The sequence below is a fragment of the Streptococcus oralis subsp. oralis genome (assembly GCF_002096495.1).
Classification (GTDB): domain Bacteria; phylum Bacillota; class Bacilli; order Lactobacillales; family Streptococcaceae; genus Streptococcus; species Streptococcus oralis_CU.
In genome coordinates this window covers 350,374-367,317 of record NZ_NCUO01000011.1, presented here as the reverse complement: position 1 = coordinate 367,317, position 16,944 = coordinate 350,374, and the positions used below count along the sequence as shown (strand labels likewise).

Here is a 16,944-nt window from a genome sequence, read left to right as displayed (position 1 = left end):
AAGGAAGAGGCCGAGAATGCTAAGTCTCAGTCTCTTTTTCTATTGCAAGAAGAAGGACTTTTAGTCTCCTAGCTTGTTGAAAGAAGCTAAGGTCCAACTCTCATTAACTCATGTAAAGGAAACCTATGGAAGTTTATTTTTCAGGCACCATTGAACGCATTATTTTTGAAAACGTCAGTAATTTCTATCGCATCCTCCTCCTAGATATCGAAGATACCAATGCGGAGGACTTTGACGATTTTGAAATCATCGTTACAGGAACCATGGCTGATGTGATTGAGGGCGAAGACTATACCTTTTGGGGGCAAATCGTTCAGCACTCCAAGTATGGTGAACAGCTACAAATCAGTCGTTATGAAAGAGCAAAACCCACTAGCAAGGGTTTGGTCAAGTATTTCTCCAGCAGTCATTTTAAGGGAATCGGTCTCAAGACTGCCCAGAAAATCGTTGATACCTATGGCGAAAATACCATAGACGAAATTCTGGAGCATCCTGAAAAACTGGAAAGCATTGCTGGACTCTCTGCCAAAAACCGTGAGACTTTTGTCTCCACCCTCCGTCTCAACTATGGGACAGAGATGGTTTTGGCAAAACTGGCCAACTACGGCATTCCCAATAAACTAGCCTTTCAGATTCAAGACTTTTACAAGGAAGAAACGCTGGATATTGTCGAAAATTATCCCTATCAACTGGTTGAGGATATCAAGGGTTTGGGCTTTACCATTGCTGACCAATTAGCTGCCGAACTAGGTATCGAAAGCCAAGCTCCCGAGCGCTTCCGTGCTGGCCTTGTCCATAGTCTCTTTCAAGGTTGTATGGATACAGGCGATACCTATATGGAAGCCCGAGACTTGCTGGAACAAACCCTGACTCTCCTCGAATCTTCCCGTCCCGTGGAACTCGATCCCAGCCAAGTCGCTCAGGAATTATCTCATCTGATTGAAGAAGACAAGGTTCAGCAGATTGACACTAAAATCTTTGATAATAGCCTCTTTTTCGCTGAGGAAGGCATCCGTAGCCACTTGGTTCATATCCTTGAAAAAGAAAAGCAGAAAAATCAGGATTTGGAAACCATTCACAAGCATATCTCTACTGTCGAGCAAGAACTGGGGATTCAGTACGATAGCATTCAAAAACAGGCTATCTGCGACGCTATCCAGAACAAGGTCTTTATCCTGACAGGTGGACCTGGTACAGGTAAGACGACTGTTATCAATGGAATTATCGCTGTTTATGCCCTTTTAGAAGGGCTTGATCTCAGGAAAAAAAGCAATCTGCCTATCCTTCTTGCTGCTCCAACTGGTCGAGCGGCTCGGCGCATGAATGAATTAACAGGTTTGCCTAGCGCGACCATACACCGTCATTTGGGGATGACGGGAGACGATGATACCAGTCATCTGGAAGATTATCTGGATGCCGATTTTATCATTGTAGATGAGTTTTCCATGGTGGATACTTGGCTAGCCAACCAACTCTTCTCCAATATCTCCTCTAACAGTAAAATCCTCATCGTGGGAGACAGTGACCAGTTGCCTTCTGTCAGTCCTGGACAAGTTCTGGCCGACCTGCTCCAGATATCCCTGATTCCGCAGACTCGCTTGGAACGGATTTACCGTCAGAGCGAAGAATCAACTATCGTTACCTTGGCTAGTCAAATTCGAAAGGGAATCTTGCCAGCAGACTTTACTCAGAAAAAGGCAGACCGCTCTTATTTTGAAATTGCAAGCAACCATATCCCCGCTACGATTGAGAAAATTCTTGGTGCTGCCCTCAGAAGTGGCATTCCGGCTCGCGATATTCAGGTGCTAGCGCCTATGTATCGAGGAACTGCTGGTATTGATGCCATCAACCAACTCATGCAAGACCTGCTCAATCCTCAGCAAAAGGGGCAAGTTAGCTTTGAAGCAACTCAGTGTCACTATCGAACAGGGGACAAGGTTATTCACCTAGTCAACGACGCTGAAGTCAATGTCTTTAACGGAGACCTAGGCTACATCACAGACCTGATTCCTGGAAAATACACCGAGTCCAAACAAGACGAGATTGTCATTGATTTTGATGGCAATGAAGTCGTCTACCCACGTAATGAATGGTACAAAATTCGACTAGCCTATGCCATGAGTGTTCATAAGTCTCAGGGAAGTGAGTTTCCTGTTGTCATCCTACCCATCACCAGTGCTAGCAAGCGCATGCTGGAGCGAAATCTCATCTACACAGCCATTACACGCGCCAAAAGCAAACTTATCTTACTAGGTGAATTACAGGCCTTTGACTATGCAGTTAAGCATATCGGGACTGCTCGCAAGACCTATCTGATTGAGCGTTTCAGTGATTTAATTGAAAATATTGAAGAAAGTAAACAAGCCTTCTCTGAAACTGCCACAGCAAGTGACTCTGAACAATCCCACATCCTCACCGAGGAAAACTGGTCTAGCATCCCCGCTATGATCGGGATTACAGATACAGATCTCAAAGAGATTTTTGGAAAATAGTGCAGCAGAAAGCCCACCTAGTCAGGTGGGCTTTTTCTCTTTTAAGATTATTTAACTGTTGCAGTGCTTGTGATCAATTCAACAGCTTTTTTGATAGTGATATCGTGTTTCAACATGTCAGCTGAAAGTAAGTTTTGTACTTGTGCAACTTCCATGTTGTAGTCTGCTGCCAATTGCTTAATTTCTTCTTGGATTTCTTCTTCTGAAGCGTCAAATCCTTCAGCTTTGGCAACTGCTTCGATAACAAGGTTAGTCTTCGTACGTGACTCAGCTTCTGCTTCGTATTGTTTGTGAAGGTCTTCTTGAGTAGTTCCAGTGATTTGGAAGTACATGTCAGGGTTGATCCCTTGGCGTTGCAAGTTTCCAAGGAATTCATTTACTGAACGGTGAACTTCTTCGTGGATCATTTCTTCTGGAAGTTCTACGATTTCAGCGTTTTCTACAGCTTTATCGATTGCTGCGCCTTCAACGGCATCTTTGTATGCTTCTTCTTTCGCAGCAGTCAATTCTTTGCGGTATTTTTCTTTCAATTCGTCAAGAGTTTCCACTTCTTCGTCGATGTCTTTTGCAAGTTCATCGTCAAGAGCTGGAACTTCTTTAGCTTTTACTTCGTGAATAGTTGTCACGAATTTAGCTTCTTTACCTGCAAGGTCTTCTGCTTGGTAGTCTTCTGGGAATGTTACGATAACATCAACAGTTTCGCCAGCTGAGTGACCTACCAATTGGTCTTCGAAACCAGGGATGAATTGACCTGATCCAAGTCCAAGTGAGAAGTTTTCACCTTTTCCACCGTCAAATTCAACACCATCGATAGAACCAACGAAGTCAATCACAACAGTGTCGCCATTTTCAGCAGCGCCTTCTTTGATAACCAATTCAGCCAAGTTGTTGCGTTCGCGTTCGATACGTTCTTCAACGTCAGCGTCAGTTACTTCTTTTTCTACATCTACTGATACTTCAAGGTTTTTGTAGTCGCCCAATTTTACTTCAGGTTTTGTCACGACTTCAGCTGTGATAACCCAGTCTTGACCTTTTTCCATTGAAGTCACGTCAATTTTTGGTTGAGCAACCACTTCAAGACCAGCTTCTTTTACTGCAGCTTCATAAGCGTTTGGCAAAAGTGCGTTCATTGCATCTTGATAAAGAGCTTCTTCACCAAATTTTTGGTCGAAGATAGGGCGTGGAAGGTGACCTTTACGGAAACCTGGAACGTTAAGAGTTTTCTTTACTGAGTTAAATACACGGTCCAATTCTGGTTTGATTTGGTCTTGAGAGATAGTGAAAGTCAAGACACCACGGTTTGTTTCTTTGTTTTCAAATGATACAGACATTCTGTCATTTCTCCTTAAAATTTTTAATACAGTCCATTATACCATATAATAGCGACTTTTTTCAAGTAATGAATGCGCTTTTCAATAGTGCTAGAGGTACTTGCTCGCTTCCCTGATACTAAGTTCAGCCATTCTCTTCTTATTTTTTTCAATAAAACGTGCTACCCATTCGGGATTGGTTTTAGAGTAGTCTCTTAGAGCCCAGCCGATGGCTTTGTTGATAAAAAATTCTGTCTGGTCCAGATTATTGAGTAGGATCTTTTCCATTAGTTGGACATTTGTTTTCTCTTTCCTTAACAACTGATGATCAATAGCCACACGTCTCAACCAGATATTGTCTGATAGGCTCCATTTTAAAAGCACTTCTTCAAGTTCCGGATGGTTAGCCACCAAACTTCCTACTACTCGATCTAGGATATCTACCGTGTCCCACCAAGACTTGGTCACGACCAGACGCTCAAGCTCAGGCAAATCGTCCTTCGTTAGATAAAACTGCATGGCTTTCAAATAGTTAGCAGCCACATACTGGTATTCTCTAGCATCCTTTTCCCAGCAAGTATCTACAAAATCCCAATCGATCAGCTTTGTTTTTTTCGCACTTGGAAAGTATTTTCTGTAGAGGGCATTTCTTTCAGGACCAGCAATACCTAGAAAGGGAAATTGATGGCGCATATAGGCTTCCATAGGCCCTGCTTTTTCAGGGTCTTTTGCTGCTTCTAGCTCCACAAGTAAATCTTCAAGACTCATCTAAAAGTCCTCCTGCCCGACCAAGTGGTGCTGAAAGGCATAGACCGCCGCCTGGGTGCGATCGCTGACCTCAAGTTTGGCAAGGATATTGGACACATGGGTCTTGACCGTCTTGAGAGAGATAAAGAGTTCATCTGCAATGCGCTGATTTTCGTAGCCCTTGGCGATGAGTTGAAGTACATCTCGCTCACGCGCAGTCAATTCTTCATGAAGTTCCATATGATTGCGGTGGTATTCGACTTTCTTGCTGACCTCTTGTTCAATAGCCAGCTCTCCAGCAGCCACCTTACGAACGGCATGGAGCAGTTCGTCTGCACTAGAAGTCTTGAGCATATAACCTTTGGCACCCGCATTCAAGACTGGCATGATTTTTTCATTGTCCAAGTAAGAAGTTACAATCAAAATCTTGGCTTCAGGCCATTCTTTGAGGATGGCTAAGGTCGCGTCAATCCCATTCATCTCAGGCATGACGATATCCATGACAATGACATCTGGACGCAGTTTCAAGGCCAAGTCAATACCTTGAGCCCCATTGGCAGCCTCGCCCACAACTTCCACATCGTCTTGGAGATCAAAATAGCTTTTCAAGCCCAATCGAACCATTTCATGGTCATCTACAAGTAAAATTTTCATCTCTACTCCTTTATCATTCCTTATCTAGCAGGGGAATACGGATATCAACCGCCAGTCCTTGTTTGGGAGCTGTCAAGAGTTGAACCGTTCCTGCCATATCTTCGACTCGCTCCTTGATATTTCGCAGTCCATAACTCAAGTCGTCTAAACTCCCCAACTGGAAACCAATACCATTGTCCACCACCTTCAGCTGCAATTCAACATCTGTCTGATAGAGGTAGACATCTAGGCAAGATGCCTGGGCATGGCGGAGGGTATTGCTGATCAACTCCTGCAAAATACGGAAGATATGTTCTTCAATCTTCTTGGGCAATTTAGACACATTTTGCTTGAAACTAACCTTGAGATCACTCTTGTCCTCAAGCTCTTTTAAGAGGATTTGAATCCCCTCAACCAAACTCTTCTCTTCCAACTCAACTGGTCGCAAATGTAGGAGCAAGACCCGCAAATCCTTTTGGGCTGTCTCTAGGATGGCCGCGACACTTTGCAACTGGGTCTGCATCTTTTCTCTATCCAGCTTCAAAGCCTGCTGACTGACACCTGATAAAATCATATGGGCTGCAAACAACTCCTGACTAACTGTATCATGTAAGTCACGTGCTATCCGCTTCCGTTCTTTCTCGATGATTGCTTCTTCCTTGACCAGGCTTTGATTTTCAGCCTTTTGAACAGCTTCTGTCAAGAGGTTGAGCTTGCCAGACAAGGATTGGAAACTGGCATTCAAGTCTGGATCTGCAAAGGCAACCACCTCTTTTCCTGCTAGCAGTCGCTTGAGATTGACTTGCATTTTTCTGCGAGAAATTTCTTCCATCACGCGCCAAAAAAGGACAAAAAAGAAGGTCATGGAAAGGCTAAAGACCAAAATCAAGAAGATGAGTTTCTCTGTTTTCTCGATATCCTGTAGCAAATAGGACCAATCAAGATTTAAAATATCAAGCAGACTATTGGTTAAAAAGAGGATAAAAAGGAGAGAAGTCAGGCCGATTAATAGGTACGATTGCTTTTTCATCCTCTGACCACCTCCACATCGCCAACCATAGTAGTTAGGAAAATCTTGACACTCTTGTTACTCTTGAGGTAGTCTCTGGTTTCCTGATGATAGTGTTCATTACGGAGGGCTCGCTTAGGTTGATGAAGGAAGGTTAAATCTCCATGAAGACAGTTAACACTGAGGCTGATTTCCACATCTACAGGTACGATAATCCTAGTCGTTCCCACCATCTTTCTAAGGATAATGACATTGTCATGATTGGTTAGGATAACTCTTTCCAAATGAATGGTGTCCTTGCCCATGAGGCGAAAGAGGTTGATATCGTCAAATTGGCAGGTCTGGTGACTAGAGAAATGATGGAGATTGCCAAACCAAGGATTGCGTTCATTTTTTACCGTCACCACCTCTTCAAAGACCAAGTCGGTCTCCTCTTTTTCTTGATTCATCATTGGATAAAGAAGAAAGAGACTATAGATAACTGCCACAAAGATGGCTAAAATCACAAAGGGATTGAGCATGACGATGAAAAAGAAAAGAATGGTCGCCACAAGGAGGAAAACGTTGTTGCCCTCTTTACCTGTATAATAACGAAGCAAGAGCAAAAAGAGGAATAGAATCAGCAGAAAACGCGAAAAATGCTCTGATACCATCAAAATCAGAGCTCCCGTCAATAGACAGGCTTCAATAAATAAAAAGATTTGAAATTTTTTCATAGATGCATCCTCTCTTTTCTATTTTATCACAATTCAAAAAAGTCACCTCGGTCTGAGGATGGAAAAAGGAGATAGGACAGAAATCGCTCCAACAAACTAGGTTCTTTCAGCCCACCACAGTTGACAAAAGGCTACAAAAAAGGGCGGGATTCTTGTCCCGACCTCTCTACATCTGATCTTTTGCTTCTTTTAGTTTGCCATAAAGAATATAGTCTACGTTTTGTAGATCCGCTATGGTGGCACAATTAAGGGCACACATGATCAAACGCAGGTCTTCTTTCCAGCCTTGGACAATGCCAATCACTTCTTCAACTGTGTAGGTTTCAACCAATTCCAGAACGGTACGTGACAGTCCCACAGCCTTGGCTCCAAAGACCAAGCACTTAATCATATCCAGTGGGTTACGAACCCCTCCACTGACCAAGAGTTCGACCTTGTCTTTCCAGTCTTGGGCATTGAGAAGGGCTTGCATAGTAGACTGGCCCCATTGATTGAGGTAATCACGCTGGCCACTGCGACGGTTTTCGATATAGGCAAAGCTGGTGCCACCACGACCTGACAGGTCAACCGTTCGAACACCCAGATTATAGGCTCTCTCAATGGTCTTCACATCCATCCCAAAGCCCACTTCCTTTAAAACGATTGGAACAGGGATACGCTTGCTATAATCTGCTAGATGCGATTGCCAGCTTCGAAACTTTCTTTCTCCCTCTGGCATGAGCAATTCCTGCATGACATTAACATGCACTTGCAGGAGGGGAGGATTCATCGCTTCTACAGTCTGAAGTCCTAACTCAACAGGCTTGTCCAAGCCAATATTGGTTCCAAGAAGGAGATTTGGATGGCTAGTCTTGACAGAAAAAGAGTCATCTGTTGGATCTTTGAGGGCTGCGCTATAAGAGCCCGTCACAAACAAAATCCCACAGGCTTCTGCCACCTGAGCCAGCTTTTGATTGATTTCTCTCCCCTTATCGCTTCCACCCGTCATGGCATTGATATAAAAAGGAAAGTCCCACTTTCGACCTGCAAATTCTGTAGACAAATCAATCTCATCTAGGTCATAGAGCGGTAGCGAGGAGTGGATTAACTCAACCTCATCAAAGCTATTATAGGAGCTTTTTTGCTCAAGGGCATATCGGATATGCTCATCCTTACGATTTGTCGTCATGTCCTATCCTTTCTTGGTATAAGAGCTCAATCCCCAGATCGGCCCAACGATTTTTTAAGGTTTCAGTTGATTGCTCATCAAAACTCAAGGCAATCCCACAGTCACCACCACCAGCGCCACTACTCTTGGCAACAGCCTGCAAATCTTGACTGGCTTCTTTCAACTGTCTCAGCGAAGGTGTGTAAATATCTGCGCTCAAGCCTTCTAAAAGTCGACTAGCTGTTTCCACCTGCTCGATAATTTTTTCTGCATTCCCCTGCTCCAAGGCTTCTACCAAAGCAGACACCGTTGCTTTTGAGGAAGTTAAAAAATTCTGATTGATGTTTTGCTTGATTTGCTGAACCATTTGACTCGATACAGCCACTTGCTTGGTCCATCCCACTAGGAAATCACATTCTAGGGCAGGTTGTACGTGTGAGATAGAAAAGCCCCAATCACGCTCCAAAACTGTTGCCAAGCTTTCTTCTTCCAACCAAGTAGCTATCTTCTTTCGATCAAAAGATTGGTAGAGAACCAAATCCTCTGCCACAATACAGGCAAGGTCTCCCATAGAACCATTGTCTCCTCGCTTGAGTAAGACCGCGCTAGCCAGCTTGAACAAGAAATCCTGATCAACCGTAATATCATATAGAGCCAGCAGGGCCTTGATCACCAAGACAACAACACTACCGCTAGAGCCTAGACCAAACTTTTTCCCTTCTCGTTCCATTTTGCCACGGATTGCCAAGGAAAAAGGTCGCAAGGCTTGCCCACGATAAACGAGGAAATCTTCCACTAGAGCAATCGTTTCCTGAATCAAGCCGTAGTCAGGATTTGGCGTCAAGTCCACTGCGAAATCAAACATGTCTGAGTAGATACGATAGTTCTCAGAAAAAGCAATCTCAGCCTTCATATAGATGGGAATAGCCTTTATCAAGGCTAACTGCCCTGGCTCTAAAATAGCATACTCACCTGCCCAATAGAGTTTCCCGCAAGTTTTAACAGCAATCATCTTGGCTCAAATCCTTTGTTTTTGACACAATCAGGCGGTAACGTTGACCAAAGATTTCAGATAGATGATCCAAATCTTTCTCTTGACAGAGGACCTTGACATTGGGACCGGCATCCATGGTAAAGTAACAGGCTTCACCTTGCTCACGAAGCTGGCGAACAAAGTCCATGGCTTCATAGGAAGCATCCGTTAGATAAGAAAAGGCTGGACTAGCAGTCTTGGTCGTAGCGTGCATGGCTAGGGCATTTTTCTCCGTTAATTCCCCAACCTTAGCAAAATCATTCTCTTTGAGATAAACCAGCATATCCTGATAATCCTTCTCAGACTGGCGAACCCAATCATCAAAAGTCGTCGAGGTTTCCACACAGAGTTTCATCCCATCACGGCTAGAGATTGGTTTTTTCTTGTCCTCCAGCACTAACATAATCATAGCTAGTTTCAAGTCTGTTTCTACAGGGTAAATTTCCCCGCTATCCTTATCCCAGGCACCTAACGGTCCATAAAAACTGCGAGAGGACGACCCTGAGGCAAACTTAGCCTCCTGCGCCAACTGGCTCCGATTCAAACCAAGCTGGAAATAAGCATTGCAAGCCTTGACCAAGGCGGACAAACCACTAGAACTGGATGACAAGCCAGCCGCAGTCGGCATGTTGTTTTGGGTATCGATACGGACAAATCCCTCACCTTCTGGACGGTAACGGTTGATGATTTTGCTCATCTTGGCATGCTCAGCCTCACTCTGAAGCTGACCATTGATATAAAAGGTATCAGCAGTCGCATCCGTCGGTAGAGGCGACAAAGTCGTCTCTGTGTACATATTTTCCAAAGTCAGAGAGATACTGCTAGTAGCAGGAACCATCTCTTTTTCTTTTTTCTTTCCCCAATATTTGATAATGGCAATATTTGCGTAGGAACGTACTGTTACAGGCTTTCGATCCATGTCTGAACAGCTCCTTTCTCTTCTAATCGTTTTGCTAGTTCTTGCGCTTGATCCAGATTGGCTACCAAGGCGAGAATACAGCCCCCTAGTCCACCACCACTCATCTTGGCACCTAGAGCACCATGGCTAAGAGCCGTTTCAACGAGGGAGTCTGCCTCAGGGCTGCTGACACCAATTTCTTTTAAATGTAAATGCGCTTGACTGAGGATTTGTCCCAGTCCCTCAGCATCTTTTCGTCTAATTGCCTCTTCTGCCTGCTGGGTCAATTCTCCCAGGGCATGCAAAAACGGTAGGGCATCCTTCCCCTTGCTTTGAACTACTTGGATAGCTTCACGAGTGTGACCATACACGCCCGTATCTGCAATGACCAAATAAGCGGATAGATCCATCTTAAGCTCTGTAAATCCAAGGTTCTTGATAAAGCGAATAGGCTGGTCACTGAGACAGGTCTTGGCATCCAACCCGCTCGGATTCATATGGGCAATCATCTCAGCCCGATTGACCAAGATTTCCAATACATGATGAGGCAGTTCGGCTTGATAGTAGTCAAAAACAGCTCGAATGGCCGCTATGCTGATAGCCGCAGACGAACCCATCCCTCGTTTTTCAGGGATAGCCGAGTCAATCACACAGCGAATGCAAGCATCCTTGATATTTAGATGCTCAAGCGAGGCATACACCGCCATAGACAAGGTATCCTCCTCATAGAGGCGCCAAGGACTCGCTGCAGGAACTACCTTACAAGTCACCTCCACCTCCAAAAGAGGCAGGGAGATAGCAGGATAACCGTAAACGACCGCATGCTCTCCTATTAAAATAATCTTACTATGTGCCTGACCGACACCAACTTTTTTTGTCATTTTTTCCTTTTGCTAGACGAAAAAGCCGTCTCATTTTTCATACAAGTATTTATTCTTTCCTATCTATTTTATTATATTTTCACAAAAAAAGCGATTGTTTCCTTCACAATCGCCTCTTTCCTTATTGAACCCATTCGCCATTATAGTTGACAAAATAGCCTTCTACGGTCGTATTCACTGCTAAAGCACCTGAGCTGTAAGCATAGTACCATTTGCCATTGACCTGGAACCAACCAGTCTTCATATCGCCATTACTTGTATGTAGATAATACCAAGTCGAACCTTCCTGATACCAGCCAATCGCCATAGCTCCTGATGAACGGAGATAGTACCACTTGTTACCAAGATATTGCCAGCCTGTTTTCATATCGCCATTTTCAGCATCTAAATAGTACCAAGTTGAGCCTTCCTGATACCAGCCAGTTGTCATAGCTCCTGATGAACGGAGGTAGTACCACTTATTGCCAAGATATTTCCAACCTGTTTGCATAATCCCAGTTGTTGGATCCAAGTAGTACCATGGAGCCGCTTTTAGCTTCTCTTCATCATAGGTTAGAGGATAAGCCTTGATCCAACCACGTGCTATCTCCCCAACAGTCAATCTGTTGATGCGAGAATCAAAGCCACCATCCTCCTGTAAATAATACCAATGCCCTTCGTCAGAAATCCAACCAGTTTTTAAAGTGTGATAGCTACGCTGATCTTCAAAATAATAGACTCGTTTCTCTGCTGGACTATCATATTGTTCCCCATGATGTTTGTTGGTATTTGTAGCAGTTTTTGCTTCTAAAACTTGCTTACCAACAAACTCTTGTAGTACGCCATCTTGATTAAAGTAGTACCATCTTGACATTGGCATATATTCTAATCTGATACCATTTGGGTAAGGACCAATGGTACTACCTTTATCTGGCATGGGAATATACTGCCATCCAACAACCATCTCACCTGATACATGATCAAAATAATAGTATTTACCATCAATCACTCTCCAGGCCTTTTCTTTGATGTCACCCTTCTTATAGTAGGTTCTACCATTTTCTTGGACAAATTGCCAGCCTTCTGAATCAGCATCATCCGCCAATACGGTATTAGTCGTTAGCAAAGCAAAGAAAAAGACTGCTAGAACAACTTGCAACATTTTTTTCAAAAATTTCATTAGATTTTTCCTCCATAACTGATTGTAGCAAAGACTTTATTGTATGTCAATATATAGAAATTTCTCAAAAAAAGCAGTTACACAACTGCAACTGCTTTTCTATTCTTGCATGGTGTAACCAACACCACGCACGGTTTTAATGTAGCTTTTTTGACCTTTTACATCAAGCTTGCTACGTAGATAACGGATATAAACATCCACGATATTGGTTTCTGTCGCACTTTCGTACTTCCAAACACTTTCCAACAACTGCTCACGAGTCAAGACCTTCTTGCTTCCCATGAGAGTGGCCAAAAGGTCATACTCACGGCGCGTCAGAGCAATCATCTCCTCGCCACGATAAACGGTATGATGTTCTACATCCATACGCAAATTGCGGTAAGACGTTGGGACCTTCATCTGACTACAGTGTTGGTCGATAAAGTCCCGACCTCGGAAAATCGCTGAAATACGAGCCACCAGCTGATCAATAATCACTGGCTTATAGATGTAAGAAACGGCGAAGCGCTGGATTGTCTCAATCTGGTCTTGCAATTCTTCGCGATGGTCCAAGACCATAATCACTGAGGCAGGTTTTGTCCGACTCAGCCTCTCTGCAAAATCCTGGGCCGTCATATCCCCCAGACGAGCATTCAGTAAAATCAAGTCATAATCTGTCTGGAGAGCCATGGAGAGGGCTTTTTGCCCCTCCTCTACCAGATCAACACGGTATTGCTCTTTTTGGAGTTCCAGACTGAGAAAATGAGCGAGATTTCGTTCTTTCTCAAGTAATAAAATCCGTTTCCCCATGGCAGACCTACTTATTTTTCGTCATACCAAGAGTAGTGGAATGTTCCTTCTTTGTCTTTACGTTGGTAAGTGTGGGCACCAAAGTAGTCACGTTGCGCTTGGATCAAGTTAGCAGGAAGGTCTGCTGAACGGTAGCTATCAAAGTAAGTAATAGCTGCTGAGAAGGTTGGCACTGGTACACCAGCTTGAACAGCAAGAGCTACGATATCACGCACTGCTTGTTGGTACTTAGCAGTAACATCCAAGAAGTACTCATCCAAGAGAAGGTTGGCAAGATCAGCATCGCGGTTGTAGGCATCTGTGATCTTTTGCAAGAAACGAGAACGGATGATACAGCCATCACGCCAGATAGATGCGATGTCCGCAAATGGCAAGTTCCAGTTATTTTCTTTAGAAGCCACACGCAATTGAGCAAAACCTTGTGCGTATGAAATGATTTTTGAGAAGTAAAGAGCTTGACGGATCTTTTCGATCAACTCAGCCTTGTCACCTTCAAATTTGAAAGTAGCTGGTTTTGGAAGGACCTTGCTAGCATGTACACGCTCTTCTTTGTATGTGGAGATGTAGCGGGCAAAGACTGACTCAGTGATGAGTGACAATGGCACACCAAGGTCAAGTGCTGATTGGCTCGTCCATTTACCAGTTCCTTTGTTTCCTGCAGCATCCAGGATATAGTCTACGATTGGTCCATCTTGACCTTCATCGTCTTTACGGCTCAAGATATCAGCTGTGATTTCGATCAAGTAGCTGTCCAATTCACCCTTGTTCCACTCAGTAAAGATTTCTGCCATGTCTTCTGCAGAAAGGTCTAGCAAGTGTTGCATGAGGTCATAGCTTTCTGCGATTAATTGCATATCACCATACTCGATACCGTTGTGGACCATTTTTACATAGTGACCAGCTCCATCAGGACCGATGTAAGTCACACATGGTTTGCCATCTTCTGGTGCTTTAGCTGAGATTTCTTCGAGAACATCCGCAACCAATTCGTAGGCTTCTTTTTGTCCACCAGGCATGATAGAAGGACCTTCAAGGGCACCTTTTTCACCACCAGAAACCCCAGTACCGATAAAGTTGATACCTGAGTTTGCCAATTCTTCATTACGACGGATGGTATCTTTGTAGAAAGTGTTTCCTCCGTCAATCAAGATATCACCCTTGTCAAGGTGGGGAAGAAGGGCTTGGATAGTTGCGTCTGTACCAGGTCCAGCTTGAACCATCAGCATGATACGACGAGGTTTTTCGATTGAGTTTACAAAGCTTTCAACGTCATAGCTTGGCACAAAGTTCTTTTCAGGATGGCAAGCAATTACGTCTTCTGTTTTTTCTTTACTACGGTTGTAAATGGCAACTGTATAACCACGAGATTCGATATTTAGGGCAAGGTTACGACCCATTACGGCCATACCAACGACACCAAAGTTAGCTTTTGTCATGTGACACTCCTCTTGTTTAATATGTTTTATTTTATCATTTTTACCTATGAAAGGAAAGAATTTTGTAACGGAGTCCTAATAGTCCAAGTCATCCGCATGACCAGAACCGTTCCCTACAAAGTAACCCGTCTTACAGTTGAGGGTGAAGAGATAGGTTCCATCTGGTTTATAGAGGTTGTAATAACCATTTCCGTTTACGATATTGACACGTTCTAGGATATATTGATTGCCAGTGATATAGCCACGAGCACGTGATGTTGCTAGGACTTGTTCCAATACACCATCCGCAAAGGTCCAAGCAGGGTTGTTGCTATCGTCTACAGCTGATTGGTTGTAAGGTACACGACTAGTACTTCTTTGAAGATTAACCCCATCGCCAGACAAACCACCATTTGTATCTCTAGCTGGTGCCGTGGTGCTTGTTGAAGGGGTCGTGCTGCTTGCATTGCTTTCTGTAGCTGAACTTGAGCTTGCTTGACTCGTGCTAGAGCTCGAACTTGAGCTGGAAGCACTGGTTTGTTGGCTCTTGCCAAGACTAATAGCCTTATCCAAGAGTTTGTCTAGTTCTGTGTTCCCTGTCTTGATTTCTGTAAATTTAGCGTCTGCTTTGGCTTTCGCATTGGTATCCAAGACACCGTCCGTAATAGCTGGGCTTTCAAAGAGGGCATTGACATCTTGAATGGCCTTGATTTGAGTTGCTAGGCTATCATATCTTGACTTAGCTAGTGTATAATCACGGCTACCTTCTAACTTATCTAGCAAGGTTTTAAGTTGGCTCAATTTATCAAACTGGCTGTTTTTCAGAGCTGTCTTATTAGCATCTGTATAGAAAGTATCATAGAGATCATTGAAGTCTTTCAAAGCTGTTTGTGTCCCTTTATCATCCGAAGAGGCTGCTTGAGAAGACTGGATTTCTTGGTTTGAACGAGATACTTGGCGGTAGACATAATATGTTCCAGCAAGCACAAGGATTGCAGCTACTACAGAAGCAATGATGATGACACCTTTCTTCTTAGAGCCTGTTTCAGGTTCTGTTTGAGCCGAACGTGATAGAGGAACAATCACTTCTTCCTCTTCTGGACTTTCTGTCTCTTCTTCTGTTGCTGTGTTGGTTAATACAAGTGGTTCCAGTTCTTGATTTTCCTCATCTAGAGGAGACAGAACAACACTAGCAGCTTCCGTTTCTTCTGTATGGCCAGAAACTTCCTCCGTCACAAGATGTGATTCTTCAATTTCTTCAGAAGTCTCGCTAGATTCTCGCACTTCTTGAATCATATCTTCTAGACTTTGAGTGGAAGCTAGTTCTTCTTTTTTAAACTGACGAGTTTCAAACTTGTCAGCTTCAATCTCTTCACGGTGTTGTTTGATGTATTTGTCCAAGATGTTGTCCTCAGGCAATACTCCAGCCTCCACCTCTTCATTCTTACGAATCACTTGACCAACAGTCAAATCTTTTGCTTCATCAAAGTCAAATTTGGGTTCTTGATGTCCTTTTTTATGACGATCACGTCTTTTCTTACTCATGAGTTCACCTTTCTATTTTAACTCCTGACGTTTCACACGCTGACCAAAGTATTGATACAAATCCACTTTTAAGGTCCCGTTATACAGTTTTCGTTTTTTATCAGCTGGACTTCCGTACTTACTTTCAAATGCTTCATCACTGGTCAGGATAAATTTACTCCAGGTTTTCAGTGGCGCAAATACCTGTCCCATCTCAGCATAAAGCTTGGTAACTCCTACATCATCAGACAAACGCTCACCATATGGAGGATTGGAGATGATGACACCATTTACCTTGTCCGAGCGTAAGTCTTGTACCCGCATTTGTTTAAAGGTGATATCACCTGCCACACCTGCTGCTTGAGCATTGGCTTTAGCAATTTCAACCATACGAGCGTCTATATCACAGCCCATGATATCCAGTTCCAGTTCACGGTCAATTTTCTTGGCAGCATCCGTACGCACTTCTTGAATTAACCGATCGCTGACCCAGTTCCATTCTTCAAAAGCAAAGGAACGGCGAAGACCTGGGGCCATCTTCTTAGCTATCATAGCCGCCTCGATACAGAAGGTTCCTGAACCGCAGGTTGGATCAATCAAAGGCTTGTCTGGATACCAGTTTGAGAGTTGTAAAATGGCTGCTGCCATGTTTTCTTTGATAGGCGCTCCACCCTTTTCCGTACGATAACCACGTTTAAAAAGGCTAGAACCTGTCGTGTCAATCATGACAGTTGCCACATCTTTCAGGATAGATACCTCAATCTTAAACTCGGGACCAGTTTCCATCAAGGGAACCCCTTCTGGACGGGCATAGTGTTTTTGTAATTTCTTTACAACAGCCTTCTTAGAAATAGCCTGAACACTGGGCTCGTTATGTAGTTTAGACTTCACACATTTTGCCTTTGATATCGGGAAACGTGCTCCTAACGGGAGATAGTTTTCCCAATCTAGAGCAAAAACTCCTTGAAAGAGCTCTTCAAAGGTCTTTGCAGGGAAGCTTCCAACTACAATCTTGATGCGATCCGCTGCACGAAGCCAAAGATTGGTCTTAATGATTGCCCGCACATCACCGTGGAAACGAACACGGCCGTTTTCAACCTGGCAATCATAGCCTAGTTCTCGCACCTCACGTCCAACGACAGCCTCAAGACCCGCTGCAGCAGTTGCGATTAAATTAAATTCTTTTTTCAT

The 16,944-nt window shown here is 43.8% G+C and carries 15 protein-coding genes; 1 reads left to right on the top strand and 14 read right to left on the bottom strand.

The annotated features are described in order from the left end of the window. Positions 1-125: 125 nt before the first annotated feature. On the top strand, positions 126-2,492 hold the full coding sequence (recD2, locus tag B7717_RS05285) for an SF1B family DNA helicase RecD2 (protein ID WP_084944332.1): 2,367 nt from the start codon (positions 126-128) through the stop codon (positions 2,490-2,492). Between the two features lie 47 nt (positions 2,493-2,539). On the opposite strand, the gene tig is transcribed toward recD2, so the two are convergent. The 14 genes from tig to B7717_RS05215 form a co-directional block, all read right to left on the bottom strand. Beyond that, on the bottom strand, positions 2,540-3,823 hold the full coding sequence (tig, locus tag B7717_RS05280) for a trigger factor (RefSeq protein ID WP_084944331.1): 1,284 nt from the start codon (positions 3,821-3,823) through the stop codon (positions 2,540-2,542). A gap of 90 nt (positions 3,824-3,913) precedes the next feature. Next, positions 3,914-4,570: a DNA alkylation repair protein gene (locus B7717_RS05275; RefSeq protein ID WP_084944330.1), complete on the bottom strand. Its 657-nt coding sequence runs from the start codon at positions 4,568-4,570 to the stop codon at positions 3,914-3,916. After that, entirely contained in the window at positions 4,571-5,203 is a 633-nt protein-coding gene (locus B7717_RS05270; protein WP_000698407.1) for a response regulator transcription factor, read from the bottom strand. A 13-nt stretch (positions 5,204-5,216) separates the two neighbouring features. Beyond that, entirely contained in the window at positions 5,217-6,212 is a 996-nt protein-coding gene (locus tag B7717_RS05265; RefSeq protein ID WP_084944329.1) for a sensor histidine kinase, read from the bottom strand. Continuing rightward, a complete protein-coding gene (gene liaF, locus B7717_RS05260; protein WP_084944328.1) occupies positions 6,209-6,907 on the bottom strand; it encodes a cell wall-active antibiotics response protein LiaF in 699 nt (232 codons plus the stop codon). Before liaF ends, B7717_RS05265 begins: the two co-directional genes overlap by 4 nt. Before the next feature lie 166 nt (positions 6,908-7,073). Continuing rightward, positions 7,074-8,075 (bottom strand): type 2 isopentenyl-diphosphate Delta-isomerase, encoded by a 1,002-nt coding sequence (gene fni / locus B7717_RS05255; RefSeq protein ID WP_084944327.1) that lies wholly within the window; start codon positions 8,073-8,075, stop codon positions 7,074-7,076. Further along, positions 8,059-9,066, bottom strand: coding sequence for a phosphomevalonate kinase (locus tag B7717_RS05250; protein WP_084944326.1), 1,008 nt, complete (start codon positions 9,064-9,066; stop codon positions 8,059-8,061). The genes fni and B7717_RS05250 overlap by 17 nt, the downstream gene beginning before the upstream one ends. Further along, on the bottom strand, positions 9,053-10,006 hold the full coding sequence (gene mvaD / locus B7717_RS05245; protein ID WP_084944325.1) for a diphosphomevalonate decarboxylase: 954 nt from the start codon (positions 10,004-10,006) through the stop codon (positions 9,053-9,055). The genes B7717_RS05250 and mvaD overlap by 14 nt, the downstream gene beginning before the upstream one ends. Beyond that, positions 9,988-10,866, bottom strand: coding sequence for a mevalonate kinase (gene mvk / locus B7717_RS05240; protein ID WP_084944324.1), 879 nt, complete (start codon positions 10,864-10,866; stop codon positions 9,988-9,990). Before mvk ends, mvaD begins: the two co-directional genes overlap by 19 nt. A gap of 121 nt (positions 10,867-10,987) precedes the next feature. Next, on the bottom strand, positions 10,988-12,025 hold the full coding sequence (gene cbpF, locus B7717_RS05235) for a choline-binding protein CbpF (RefSeq protein ID WP_084944323.1): 1,038 nt from the start codon (positions 12,023-12,025) through the stop codon (positions 10,988-10,990). Between the two features lie 99 nt (positions 12,026-12,124). Then, a complete protein-coding gene (locus B7717_RS05230) occupies positions 12,125-12,814 on the bottom strand; it encodes a response regulator transcription factor (protein ID WP_000518005.1) in 690 nt (229 codons plus the stop codon). Positions 12,815-12,825: 11 nt separating this feature from the next. Next, complete coding sequence (gene gndA / locus B7717_RS05225) at positions 12,826-14,250, bottom strand: NADP-dependent phosphogluconate dehydrogenase (protein WP_000158761.1); 1,425 nt, start codon at positions 14,248-14,250, stop codon at positions 12,826-12,828. Positions 14,251-14,325: 75 nt separating this feature from the next. Continuing rightward, positions 14,326-15,774 carry a cell division site-positioning protein MapZ gene (mapZ, locus tag B7717_RS05220; protein ID WP_000039236.1) on the bottom strand — a complete coding sequence of 483 codons (1,449 nt, stop codon included), beginning with the start codon at positions 15,772-15,774 and terminating at the stop codon, positions 14,326-14,328. A gap of 12 nt (positions 15,775-15,786) precedes the next feature. Continuing rightward, a complete protein-coding gene (locus tag B7717_RS05215) occupies positions 15,787-16,944 on the bottom strand; it encodes a THUMP domain-containing class I SAM-dependent RNA methyltransferase (protein WP_084944322.1) in 1,158 nt (385 codons plus the stop codon).

Coding starts and splice junctions, on each gene's coding strand:
- B7717_RS05250 (WP_084944326.1), bottom strand. CDS start 9,066: ATGATTGCTGTTAAAACTTGCGGGAAACTCTATTGGGCAGGTGAGTAT.
- B7717_RS05230 (WP_000518005.1), bottom strand. CDS start 12,814: ATGGGGAAACGGATTTTATTACTTGAGAAAGAACGAAATCTCGCTCAT.
- B7717_RS05275 (WP_084944330.1), bottom strand. CDS start 4,570: ATGAGTCTTGAAGATTTACTTGTGGAGCTAGAAGCAGCAAAAGACCCT.
- gndA (WP_000158761.1), bottom strand. CDS start 14,250: ATGACAAAAGCTAACTTTGGTGTCGTTGGTATGGCCGTAATGGGTCGT.
- cbpF (WP_084944323.1), bottom strand. CDS start 12,025: ATGAAATTTTTGAAAAAAATGTTGCAAGTTGTTCTAGCAGTCTTTTTC.
- B7717_RS05265 (WP_084944329.1), bottom strand. CDS start 6,212: ATGAAAAAGCAATCGTACCTATTAATCGGCCTGACTTCTCTCCTTTTT.
- B7717_RS05270 (WP_000698407.1), bottom strand. CDS start 5,203: ATGAAAATTTTACTTGTAGATGACCATGAAATGGTTCGATTGGGCTTG.
- liaF (WP_084944328.1), bottom strand. CDS start 6,907: ATGAAAAAATTTCAAATCTTTTTATTTATTGAAGCCTGTCTATTGACG.
- tig (WP_084944331.1), bottom strand. CDS start 3,823: ATGTCTGTATCATTTGAAAACAAAGAAACAAACCGTGGTGTCTTGACT.
- mvaD (WP_084944325.1), bottom strand. CDS start 10,006: ATGGATCGAAAGCCTGTAACAGTACGTTCCTACGCAAATATTGCCATT.
- mvk (WP_084944324.1), bottom strand. CDS start 10,866: ATGACAAAAAAAGTTGGTGTCGGTCAGGCACATAGTAAGATTATTTTA.
- B7717_RS05215 (WP_084944322.1), bottom strand. CDS start 16,944: ATGAAAAAAGAATTTAATTTAATCGCAACTGCTGCAGCGGGTCTTGAG.
- recD2 (WP_084944332.1), top strand. CDS start 126: ATGGAAGTTTATTTTTCAGGCACCATTGAACGCATTATTTTTGAAAAC.
- mapZ (WP_000039236.1), bottom strand. CDS start 15,774: ATGAGTAAGAAAAGACGTGATCGTCATAAAAAAGGACATCAAGAACCC.
- fni (WP_084944327.1), bottom strand. CDS start 8,075: ATGACGACAAATCGTAAGGATGAGCATATCCGATATGCCCTTGAGCAA.